General features: G+C 71.0%; 11 protein-coding genes. 9 read left to right on the plus strand and 2 right to left on the minus strand.

Annotated features, from left to right (window positions below):
- Positions 1-721, minus strand: a 721-nt coding sequence (locus ACWF94_RS22495; RefSeq protein WP_453491174.1) for an SDR family NAD(P)-dependent oxidoreductase, incomplete at its 3' end; no start/stop codon positions are given.
- Between the two features lie 136 nt (positions 722-857).
- Between ACWF94_RS22495 and fabG the strand changes: the two genes are divergently transcribed.
- Genes fabG through ACWF94_RS22510 form a run of 3 tightly spaced genes read left to right on the plus strand, consistent with a single transcriptional unit; the run spans position 858 to position 3,236 of the window.
- Entirely contained in the window at positions 858-1,619 is a 762-nt protein-coding gene (gene fabG, locus ACWF94_RS22500; protein WP_453491177.1) for a 3-oxoacyl-ACP reductase FabG, read from the plus strand.
- Positions 1,616-2,380: an enoyl-CoA hydratase/isomerase family protein gene (locus ACWF94_RS22505; protein WP_453491180.1), complete on the plus strand. Its 765-nt coding sequence runs from the start codon at positions 1,616-1,618 to the stop codon at positions 2,378-2,380. Before fabG ends, ACWF94_RS22505 begins: the two co-directional genes overlap by 4 nt.
- A 1-nt stretch (position 2,381) precedes the next feature.
- Positions 2,382-3,236, plus strand: a complete 855-nt coding sequence (locus tag ACWF94_RS22510; RefSeq protein WP_453491183.1) for an enoyl-CoA hydratase/isomerase family protein — start codon at positions 2,382-2,384, stop codon at positions 3,234-3,236.
- Between the two features lie 338 nt (positions 3,237-3,574).
- On the opposite strand, the gene ACWF94_RS22515 is transcribed toward ACWF94_RS22510, so the two are convergent.
- Positions 3,575-4,609: an MBL fold metallo-hydrolase gene (locus tag ACWF94_RS22515; protein WP_453491186.1), complete on the minus strand. Its 1,035-nt coding sequence runs from the start codon at positions 4,607-4,609 to the stop codon at positions 3,575-3,577.
- 82 nt (positions 4,610-4,691) lie between these two features.
- Here ACWF94_RS22515 and ACWF94_RS22520 point away from each other — a divergent pair, with 82 nt between their 5' ends.
- From ACWF94_RS22520 to ACWF94_RS22545, 6 genes are all read left to right on the plus strand, one after another.
- Positions 4,692-5,489 (plus strand): enoyl-CoA hydratase/isomerase family protein, encoded by a 798-nt coding sequence (locus ACWF94_RS22520; RefSeq protein WP_453491189.1) that lies wholly within the window; start codon positions 4,692-4,694, stop codon positions 5,487-5,489.
- 182 nt (positions 5,490-5,671) lie between these two features.
- Positions 5,672-7,396, plus strand: coding sequence for a class I adenylate-forming enzyme family protein (locus ACWF94_RS22525; RefSeq protein WP_453491192.1), 1,725 nt, complete (start codon positions 5,672-5,674; stop codon positions 7,394-7,396).
- Positions 7,393-8,652 carry an aromatic ring-hydroxylating oxygenase subunit alpha gene (locus ACWF94_RS22530; protein WP_453491195.1) on the plus strand — a complete coding sequence of 420 codons (1,260 nt, stop codon included), beginning with the start codon at positions 7,393-7,395 and terminating at the stop codon, positions 8,650-8,652. Before ACWF94_RS22525 ends, ACWF94_RS22530 begins: the two co-directional genes overlap by 4 nt.
- A 2-nt stretch (positions 8,653-8,654) precedes the next feature.
- On the plus strand, positions 8,655-9,152 hold the full coding sequence (locus ACWF94_RS22535) for an aromatic-ring-hydroxylating dioxygenase subunit beta (RefSeq protein WP_453491198.1): 498 nt from the start codon (positions 8,655-8,657) through the stop codon (positions 9,150-9,152).
- Between the two features lies 1 nt (position 9,153).
- A complete protein-coding gene (locus ACWF94_RS22540; protein ID WP_453491201.1) occupies positions 9,154-9,411 on the plus strand; it encodes a hypothetical protein in 258 nt (85 codons plus the stop codon).
- Positions 9,404-10,224 (plus strand): hypothetical protein (locus ACWF94_RS22545; RefSeq protein ID WP_453491204.1); only part of this gene is annotated, 821 nt, incomplete at its 3' end. The genes ACWF94_RS22540 and ACWF94_RS22545, both read left to right, overlap by 8 nt.

Consider the following 10,224-nt stretch of genomic DNA (forward strand, 5'->3'; position numbering starts at 1 on the left):
AGAGCACACTGGCCGCGACGTCCCCGGCCGTGCTCAACCGACGCAGGGGAGTGGCTTTGAGGAGATGGCCGACCTGCCCCTCGTTGAAGATCGCGTCCTGCCCGCCCGCCCAGAGGCTGGCGGCGCCCACCGCCTCCGGGCCCTCGGGGATGACCAGTCCCGGGCAGACCGCGTTGGCACGGATGCCGTGACGGCCGTGCTCCCTGGCGACCGTGCGGGTCAGGGCCACCAGCGCGGCCTTCGACGCGCCGTAGACGCCCTGCCGGATCTCGCCGAACGCCGCGTCGCTGGCGATGGTGACCACGGCGCCCGCCCCCGACTGCCGCATGGGCGGGACGGCCGCCTGCACGCACTCGATCGCCGCGAACAGATTGACCTCGAACATGCGCTGCCACTGGGACCGATCGGTGTGATCGGCGATGAACGACGGGATGCTGATGCCCGCGTTGGCGACGAGGACGTCGATGCCACCCCATAGCTCCAGGACCCTGCCGACCGCCCGCTCGCCCGCGCCCGGCGCCGCGAGATCGGCGGCGAACACCTCGGCCGCGGCGGCCTTCCGCTCCAGGGCCTCGTCCCGCACCCTCACGGCCTGGTCGGCGTCGAGGTCGCAGATCAGCACGCGGGCCCCCTCGTCGGCGAAGCCGTGCACGATACCCCGGCCGATGTTGGACGCCCCTCCGGTTACCAGTACCCGGGCGTTCCTGAGACCTAGATCCATGTCGTTTGCTCCTTCTGGCGGAGGTTGTGGCCTTGAAGAAGAATCGTATCTAATTTAGATTCGAAACAGGAGGCCGGGACAACGAGAAGGACGGGTGGGGCATGAAGAAGGGCCGGAACGTGAGAAGGGCCGAGCTGTGAGCACCACGGAAGGCGGCGGACTGGTCGCGGGACGGACCGCCGTCGTCACCGGCGCGGCCCAGGGCATCGGGCTGGCCATCGCGCGACTGCTGTACGAGCACGGTGCCCGGGTGGTCCTCGCGGACCGGGACGCCGAGAAGGCCCGGGCCGCCGCGGCCGAACTCGCGGGGGAGGGCCGGGGTGCCTGGGGCCGGGGCTGTGACGTCACCGACGAGTCGGCGGTGGAGACGCTGGTCGCGGACACCGTCGCGCGGTACGGCTCGCTCGACATCTTCGTCAACAACGCCGGAATCACCAGGGACGCGTCCCTGCGGAAGATGTCCGCCGACGATTTCGACGCGGTGCTCCGGGTCCATCTGCGGGGCACCTGGCTCGGTGTGCGAGCCGCGTCCGCCGTGATGCGCGACGCCGAATCCGGGTCGATCGTCAACATCTCCTCCCTGTCCGGCAAGTCGGGCAACCCCGGGCAGACCAACTACAGCGCCGCGAAGGCTGGAATCGTCGGCCTCACCAAGGCCGCCGCCAAGGAGCTGGCCCACCGCGGAGTCCGCGTGAACGCCGTCCAGCCGGGGCTGATCCGTACCGCGATGACCGAGGCCATGCCGCCCGGAGTGTTCGCCGCGCGCGAGGCCGGCATCCCGATGAAACGGGCGGGCGAGCCGGAGGAGGTGGCGGGCGCGGTCCTGTTCCTGGCCTCCTGCCTCGCAAGCTATATGACCGGAGCCGTCCTCGAAGTCGGCGGCGGGAGACTGATGTGAGCGACGTCGTACAGATCCATGCGGACGCGGACGTGGGGCACCTCGTCCTCAACCGGCCGGAGGCCATGAACGCGATCACCGTCGAACTCGGCCGGGAACTGGGCACCGCGCTGTCGCGCCTCGCGGAGTCCGTGCGGATCATCGTCATCCGGGGCGCCGGAGGCAACTTCTCCGTCGGCGGTGACTTCAAGGAACTCGAAACACTGCGGGCACAGGGCCCCGGAGCGCTCCGCCCGCTGTTCGAGAACTTCGGGCGCGCGTGTTCGTCGATCGCCGGCCTGCCCGTGCCCGTGATCGCCGCCGTGGAGGGACATGCCATGGCGGGCGGATTCGAACTGATGCAGGCGTGCGACATCGCGCTCGTCCACGAGAACGTGAAACTCGCCGACAACCACGCCCGGTTCGGACAGATCCCGGGCGGGGGCGGCAGCCAGCGGCTGCCCAGGCTCGTCGGCCGCCAGCGGGCGCTCGGCCATCTCCTGACCGGTGATCGCATCGGCGCGGAGGAGGCGGTGGCCTGGGGACTCGCGTACCGGAGCCTGCCGGCGGACGGCTTCGACGAGGCGGTACGGGCGTTCGCCGGGGCGCTCGCGGCGAAGGGCCCGGGGGCCCTGGGCCGGATCAAGCGACTGGTCCACGAGGGGCTGCGGCTGCCTCTGGAGGACGGGCTGGCACTGGAGCGGCGGATGGTCGTCGAGCATCAGAGCGGAGAGTCGGCGAAGGCCGGGATCGCCGCCTTCACAGAACGGAACGATGGCTGAGATGACAGAACAACCGACGCAGGCTCGGACGACGGCGGAGGCCGGGACGGTACGGACGCTGATCGACTCGGGGCCCGTACTGCTGGACCTCGACGACGCGGGCGTGGCCCGGCTGAGGCTCAACCGGCCCGAGGCGTCCAACGGCATGGACGTGCCCCTGCTGAGGGGACTCCACCACGCCATCATGCGGATCCACGGAACCCCCGGCGTACGGGCCGTCCTGCTCACCGGCGAAGGGCCCAGCTTCTGCGCCGGCGGCGATGTGAAGACCTTCGCGGCCAAGGGCGAGGACCTGCCCGCGTATCTGCGCGAGGCGACCTCATGGCTCCAGAACGCGGTGTCGGCCCTGATGCGACTCGAAGCCCCCGTGGTGGCCGCGGTGCACGGCTTCGCCGCGGGCGGGGGTGGCTTCGGGCTGGTCTGCGCGGCCGACCTGGTGATCGCCGCCGAGTCCGCGCGCTTCCTGGCCGGGGCCACCCGGGTGGGCATGGCGCCCGACGCCGGGGTCTCGGTGACGCTCACGCGGCTCGTCGGGCTGCGCAAGGCGATGGAGATCGTGCTGACCAACCCCGTCCTCACCGCGCCCGAGGCGCTTGAACTGGGGCTGATCACCGGAGTCGTCGCCGATGACGCCCTGTGCGAGGAGGGCATGGCGCTGGCCCGTACGCTCGCGGCCGGAGCGCCCCGGGCGAACGCGGCGGCCAAGCGGCTGCTGTGGGACGGTCTGGGCGCGACCGTGGAGGCCCGGCTTCCGGAGGAGGCGCGGACCGTTGCCGAGCTTTCCGCGATGGCGGATGCGCGGGAGGGGCTGGCGGCGGTGATCGAGCGCAGGGCGCCGGAGTTCAGCGGGGGGTGAGGTGCCCGTTTCCGGCCGTGCCCGTTTCCGGCCCCGGGTCCGGACCCGGGGGCGGGCTCTGTCGTCCGGACGGGCGGGGCCCGCGTGCCTGGGCCTTCTGACCTTGCCAGGGGTGGGCCCTTGTGCGCACGGTCCGTCCTCAGACGCCGGACGGGCTGTGTTTGCTCGCCCTTGTCGCGGGGGGTGGCCGGTTCCTCGGGCCCGGGTCCGTCTTCAAACGCCGGACGGGCCGGGATGGCCTGGGCCCTGATTCCCGTGGTTCGTCCGCGATGGACCGACGGGGCTCCGGAGCGCGCGCCGCGGAAAGGGCTCCGCGGCACGCCCCCCGGGGCAGGCGGTCAGGGGGCCTGGGAGTAGGCCCGTACACCGTCCGGCAGTTCGGTCGCGGTCAGCGCGCCCTGGTCGGCCAGCAGGTCCAGGTGGGCGTCCGTTTCGATGACAGCGAGCATCTGGCTCACCAGGTCGAGCTGGTCGAGGGTGCGGAGTCGCCGAGTCCAGGGGAGGGCGCGCGCGACCGCACAGGCGGTCGAAGCGCCGTTCTTCACCTCGGTGAGGCAGGCGTCCAGGCGTTCCTCGTGGTGGACGAGAAGCTCCTCCACCCGGGTGTGGGCGCTGGCCGTCACCGGGCCGTGGGCCGGCAGCAACAGAGTGTCGGGCATGTTCCGTACGAGGCGGAGGGAGTCGAGGTAGCTGCGCAGCGGCTTCGGTTCGGGCGCCGACTCCAGGGCGAGCGACGGGGTGATGTGCGGCAGGACGTGGTCGCCCGCGAAGAGGAGCCCGCCGACGGCGTCGCGCAGCACGATGTGTCCCGCCGTGTGGCCGGGAGTCGCCAGGACGTCGAGGGCACGTTCGCCGAGGGGGACCTGCTCGTGGTCGTCGAGCCAGGAGTCCGGCGGGCCCCAGGGCATCGCCCGCTCCGCCTCGCTGAGTTCGGCGGCGTCGACACGCTCCGCGATGTCGAACGCGCCGCAGCGGCGCAGCAGTTCGGACTGCGGCCGGTAGAGGCGGTCGCCGGGGGAGTACCCCTCCACCGAGGCGCGTGAGCCGCGGCCGAGGAGGACCGGTATGCCGTACGCGGCGCGCAGCGCCACCGCGTTGCTGTAGTGGTCCCAGTGGACGTGGGTGACCACGATGCGGCTGATGTCGGGGATCCGGTGGCCGAGGGAGCCGAGCGCGCCCGCGAGGGATTTCGTTGTGTCCTCGCTCGCCCAGCCCGGGTCGACCAGGACGAGGCCGTCGTCCGCTTCGGCGAGGTAGGCGTTCACCGCGTGCAGGGCGTCGCCGGGAAGCGGCAGCGGTATGCGGTGGACTCCGGTCCGAACGAGGTGGGCGCCGGGTTCCGTCCAGTCGTCGGGCTGTTCGGGGATCGTCATCTGGCAGCTCCTTGCCGCTGTCGCGCCTATGTTCTTCCGGCCCACTCTATGTTTGAATCTATTTTTGAAAAAGGAGAGCTCCATGACGAGTCAGGATCCCCGGGCCGAGGAGGACGACCTCCTCATGGCCGATCAGGGCGCCGTTCGGGTGCTCACCCTGAACCGGCCCCACCAGCGCAACGCCCTCGACATGCCCCTGCGGGTGGCGCTCGCCGAAGCGCTGGAGAGCGCGATGGCCGAGGCGTCCGTGGGCGCGGTGGTGCTGGCGGGCGCGGGGGGCACCTTCTGCTCCGGCGGGGACATCTCCACCATGCGCCGGCAGCCGGAGGCCCGGAGCCGTCCGAGGGCGGAGGCGGCGCAGCGCGTCGTACGGGCTGTCTGGCAGGGGCCGAAGCCGGTCGTGGCCGCCGTCGAGGGGTTCGCCTACGGCGCGGGCGCTTCGCTCGCGCTTGCCTGTGACCGGGTGGTCGCGTCGTCGGACGCCGCCTTCAACACCGCGTTCACGGGGGTCGGTCTTGCCGGTGATCTCGGTATCTCCTGGTCGCTGCCCCGCCGGGTGGGGGCCGCCCGCGCCCGGCAGATGATGCTGATGCCGGAGCCGGTGCGCGGCGCCCGCGCCCTGGAGCTGGGTCTGGTCGATGAACTGACCGAACCCGGCGGGGCACTGGCCCGTGCGATCGCGGACGCCGGGCGGCTGGCCGCCGGGCCCCCGCTGGCCCTCGCGGCGATCAAGCGGCTGCTGCTGACCGGTCCCCATGATCCGTACGAAACGCTGGACCGCGAGATCGAGAACCAGGTCGCGCTGTTCGACAGCGACGACTTCGCCGAGGCTGTGGCCGCATACGGGGAGAAGCGGAAGCCGGTCTTCCGGGGGCGGTAGGCGCAGGGCGCGTCCGAACCCCGGCGGATCGCGGGGGAGATCCCCGGTCCGGGTTCCGGTGGAGAGGTTCCGGCGAGGCGCCCCCGGGGCGAGCCGGCGGCCGGCGACATGCGGAACATGAGGCTCCGAGGCGCTTGCCAATTTAATTTACATAAGATTAAATCGAGAAGGGAGGCAGGACCATGATCTTGAGTATCGAAGCGCGCCGCAGGGAACTGGAGCGACGATTCCCCGTCTGGACCCCGCTCACGTTGGCCCAGCGGCTCGACCGGTGCGCCGAGGAGTTCGGCGCGCGCCCCTTCGTCCTCACGGACGAGCACACCCTGACCTACGCGGAGACCGCCGAGTGGTCCGTGCGGCTGGCGGACGGCCTCGCCGCACTCGGCGTCCGCAAGGGGGACCGGGTCGGCCTGTTGATGGCCAACTACGCCGAGTTCGTCCCCCTCAAGTTCGCGATCGCCCGCGCCGGCGCGGTGGCGATCCCCTTCAACTATCTGTACCGCCAGGACGAACTGGCCTATGTGCTCGACCAGTCGGCCTGCAAGGTGCTCATCACCATGACCGGCTTCAGCGGTCTGGACTACCTCGGCATGCTGGACTCCATCGCGCCGGGCTGGGAGGCGGGCGCCACTGCCGAACTGCCCGCGCTGGAACGCGTGGTGGTTCTGGAATCCGGCGGGCCGGGCGGCCGGGACGGCGTCCTGACCGTCAGCGGGCTCACCGGCCTCGGTGAGGAGCGGGCGGGAGCCGTCGCGCGGGCCGCCGAGAAGTTCGGCCACAGCGGCCCCGAGGACATCGGCGACATCCTCTACACCTCCGGAACCACGGGCTCGCCCAAGGGCGTCCAGGTCACCCACGACGCGGTCCAGCGCACCGGGTACGCCTCCGCGCTCACCAGGGCCTTCGAGGACGGGCGGCGCGTGCTGTTCTCGCTGCCCTGCTACCACATGTTCGGCTATGTAGAGGGGATGCTGGCGGCCATGATGGTCGGCGGGGCGATCATCCCCCAGACCGCCTTCGACCCGGCCCGCTACTTCGAGGGCATCGAACGCCACCGGGCCACCGAGATCCTCTGCGTACCCACCATGACGGTGGCCCTGCTGGAGCACCCCGACCGGACGAAGCGCGATCTGTCCTCACTGGTCTCGATGCTCTCCGGGGCCGCGCCGTCCCCGCTGTGGCTGTGGCAGCGCGTCAAGGACGAACTCGGCGCCGGCGAGGTCGTCACCGGCTACGGGATGACCGAGTGCGGCGGCGCGATGACCATGACCCTGCCCGAAGACGACATGCGGCTCGCCGCCACCACCGTCGGCCGGGTCAAACTGGCCGGCGCCGCCGGACTCCCCGACCACGGCGGTGACCTTTGTGTGTACCGCACCGTGCACCCGGTGACCGGTGAGGATCTTCCCGAGGGCACCGAGGGCGAACTCACCTCCACCGGACCCACCCACATGCACGGCTTCTGGGACAAGCCGGAGGAGACCGCGCTCGCCCTGGTCGACGGCTGGGTGCGCTCAGGCGACCTCGGCCGGGTCCGCGAGGACGGCTATCTCGAACTGACCGGCCGCAGCAAGGAGCTGTACAAGAGCGGCGGTGAACTGGTCATGCCCAAGGAGATCGAGGAACTGCTCACCCAGCACCCGGGCATCAGCCAGGCCTACGCCATCGGGGTGCCCGACGACCGCTGGGGCGAGGCCGGTTGCGTCTGGGTGATCCCCGAGACGGGCGCCGAGGTCACCGTGGCAGAGGTCATCGCGCTCTGCAAGGAGAACCTGGCCAGGTTCAAGGTCCCCAAGCATGTGATCTTCGCCGAGCCGGGGGACCTGCCCACCACACCGACCGGCAAGGTGCAGAAGTTCCTGCTGGTCAGACAGTCAGCCCGGCGACTGGAGGAGAATCAGCCATGACAACCCGACCGACTACGGCAGGCAGGTACGCCGACCTGGTCCAGGACACCAGGGTCCACGGCTCCCTCTACACCGACCCCGGCGTCTTCGCCGATGAACTGACACGGATCTGGTACCGCACCTGGGTGTGCGTCGGCCACACCAGCGAGGTGAGCAGGCCGGGCGACTACGTCCGCAAGAGCATCGGCCTCCAGGACCTCATCATGACCCGCAGCCGCGACGGCGAGATCAACCTCCTGGTGAACCGCTGCGCGCACCGGGGCGCCACCGTCTGCGAGGACCTGCGCGGTAACTCGGCCGCCTTCCGCTGCCCGTACCACGGCTGGACCTACGACAACAAGGGCGCTCTCCTCGGCTACCCCTACCACCAGGGGTACGGGGGCAAGAACAAGCTCGACGTCAGCATGGGGCGTGTGCCCCGGGTGGAGGCGTACCAGGGCTTCGTCTTCGCCAGCTTCGCCCCCGAAGGACCCGGTCTGAAGGAGCACCTCGGCGCGGCGGCCGGCGAACTCGACCGGCTGGCCCGCCTCTCCCCGGAGGGCGAGTCCGAACTGACGGCGGGCTGGCTCCGCCACCGCACCCACACCAACTGGAAGATGGTGATGGAGAACGAGACGGACGGGTACCACCCGCAGTTCGTCCACGGCTCCATCTTCGGCGTCACCGGCAGCCCCATCGGCGCGCTCTACAGCGAGAAGTCGACGGCCGTCACCCGCGACCTCGGCGGCGGCCACAGCGAGAACGACCTCCGGCCCGCATTCCGCGACAGGGCGCAGCCCCTGGGCTGGTTCGGCACCACGCCGGACAAGGTCCCCGACTACGTCGCCAAGATGCGCGCCCGGCACGGGGAGCAGGCCGAGGAGATCCTGATCGACGGCGCCCCGCACGTCGCCGTCTTCCCCAATCTGTTCATCGCCGAGATCAGCGTCTTCATGATCCAGCCGGTGTCCGTCTCCGAGACCGTCCAGAACGTCACGGCGGTCCAGCTCAAGGGCGCCCCCGATATGAACCGCAGGCTGCTGTCGCAGTCCGTCGGCTCGGTCGGGCCCGCCGGAATGCTGCTCGCCGACGACGCGGAGATGTACGAGCGCAGCCAGCGCGGGGTGAACGGAAATCTGCCCGAGTGGCTGGAGCTGCGCCGCGGCGCACACCGTGAACGCACCGACGAACAGGGCTTCCTGGTGGGCGACGTCACCGACGAGACGGGCATCCGCGGCTTCTGGTCGCAGTACCGGACCCTCATGGAGGAGGAGTGACCATGACCACCCCGGCAGCACAGGAATCCGGACTCGGCCTGCGGGACACCGAGCGGTTCCTCTTCCTGGAGGCACGGCTCGCCGACGAGCACGCGTACGACGCCTGGGAAGCCCTGTGGACCGATGACGCGCTCTACTGGGTGCCCATCGGCGGCACCGGCAGCGACCCGTCCCGGCAGGTGTCGTTGATCCACGACAACCGGCGCCGGATCGCCACCCGGATCGCCCAGCTCAAGACCGGCAAGAGGCACGCCCAGGAACCGCGCTCAGACCTCCGCCGCCTCCTGTCCAACATTGAGATCCTCGGCACCGAGGGCGAGGACACCACCGTGGGCGCCAACTTCCTGCTCGTGGAGGCGAGGCCCCGGGGCAAGGAGCTCTGGGCGGGCCGCACCACCTACCGGCTGCGGCGGGAGGACGGCGGAATCCGGCTGGTCGGCAAGACCGTGGTGCTGGTGGACAGCACCGGGCCCGTCCCGACCCTGTCCTTCCTGATCTGACATGACCGGATCCGATGGGGAAGCACCGGACAGCACACATGAAGGCTGGATCGTGGCCGGCGAGTTCGCCGAGGTGTCCGTGTCGTACGACAACAGCGCCAACGGCCCCCGGCTGCGGCTGGAGGACCTGAGAACGGGCCGGGTGCGCCTGGTGGACGCCCTGGAACTCGAGACCATCGTGTGGCTGACCGAGGAGCAGCGGCACCGCATGCTCGACCCCTCGGCGGGCCGGTGGCGGGACGGGCCGCCCGATGTCTGAGATACGCGGTGGCCCCTTCGGCCCGGACGATCCCCACGGCCATGAGGCACCGGACTTCACCGCCCTCGTCCGGGCCGGTGACCTGGTGCTCTGGGGACAGGCGTGCGCCGAGCCGCGCACCCTGACCGAGGCGCTGTTCGCCCAGCGGGCGGCAATCGGCGGGTTCCGCTGCTTCCTCGGGATTCCCGCCTCCGGCACCGTACGGGCCGAGCACGCCGACCATGTGTCGTTCCTGTCGTACTGCGGCAGTGGCGGCAACCGGGATCTCCACCGGGCCGGCGCCCTGGACGTGGTGCCCTGCCACTACTCCCAGCTGCCCGGCCTGCTGACGCGGGGCCCCCTGCGGGCCGATGTGGTCCTGATCCAGCTGCCCCCGCCCGACGAGGCGGGCCGCTACAGCCTCGGCCTCGCCGCCGACTATCTCTCCGCGACGATCGACACGGCCCGGGTGGTCGTCGCCGAGGTCAACGACCGGGTGCCCTGGACCCATGGGGGACGCGTCCTGACCGACGCCGACCTCGATGTGGTGGTACGGGTCTCCCGTCCGCCCGCCGAGCTGCCCCGGGGCGACCCGAAGGACGTCGAACAGCGCATCGGCGACCGGGTCGCCTCGCTCATCGACGACGGCGCGACGCTCCAGTTCGGGCTGGGGGCCGTCCCGGAAGCGGTGCTGTCCCGGCTCGGCGACCGCAGGGACCTCGGGGTCCACTCGGGGCAGATCGGCGACACCGTCGCCGATCTGATGGAGGCCGGGGTCATCACCAACCGGCGCAAGACGCTGGACCCGGGGCGCACCGTCACCGGACTGCTGAT

The organism is Streptomyces sp. NPDC055078 (assembly GCF_053607985.1).

Coding starts and splice junctions, on each gene's coding strand:
- ACWF94_RS22510 (WP_453491183.1), top strand. CDS start 2,382: ATGACAGAACAACCGACGCAGGCTCGGACGACGGCGGAGGCCGGGACG.
- ACWF94_RS22515 (WP_453491186.1), bottom strand. CDS start 4,609: ATGACGATCCCCGAACAGCCCGACGACTGGACGGAACCCGGCGCCCAC.
- ACWF94_RS22530 (WP_453491195.1), top strand. CDS start 7,393: ATGACAACCCGACCGACTACGGCAGGCAGGTACGCCGACCTGGTCCAG.
- ACWF94_RS22525 (WP_453491192.1), top strand. CDS start 5,672: ATGATCTTGAGTATCGAAGCGCGCCGCAGGGAACTGGAGCGACGATTC.
- ACWF94_RS22520 (WP_453491189.1), top strand. CDS start 4,692: ATGACGAGTCAGGATCCCCGGGCCGAGGAGGACGACCTCCTCATGGCC.
- ACWF94_RS22540 (WP_453491201.1), top strand. CDS start 9,154: ATGACCGGATCCGATGGGGAAGCACCGGACAGCACACATGAAGGCTGG.
- ACWF94_RS22535 (WP_453491198.1), top strand. CDS start 8,655: ATGACCACCCCGGCAGCACAGGAATCCGGACTCGGCCTGCGGGACACC.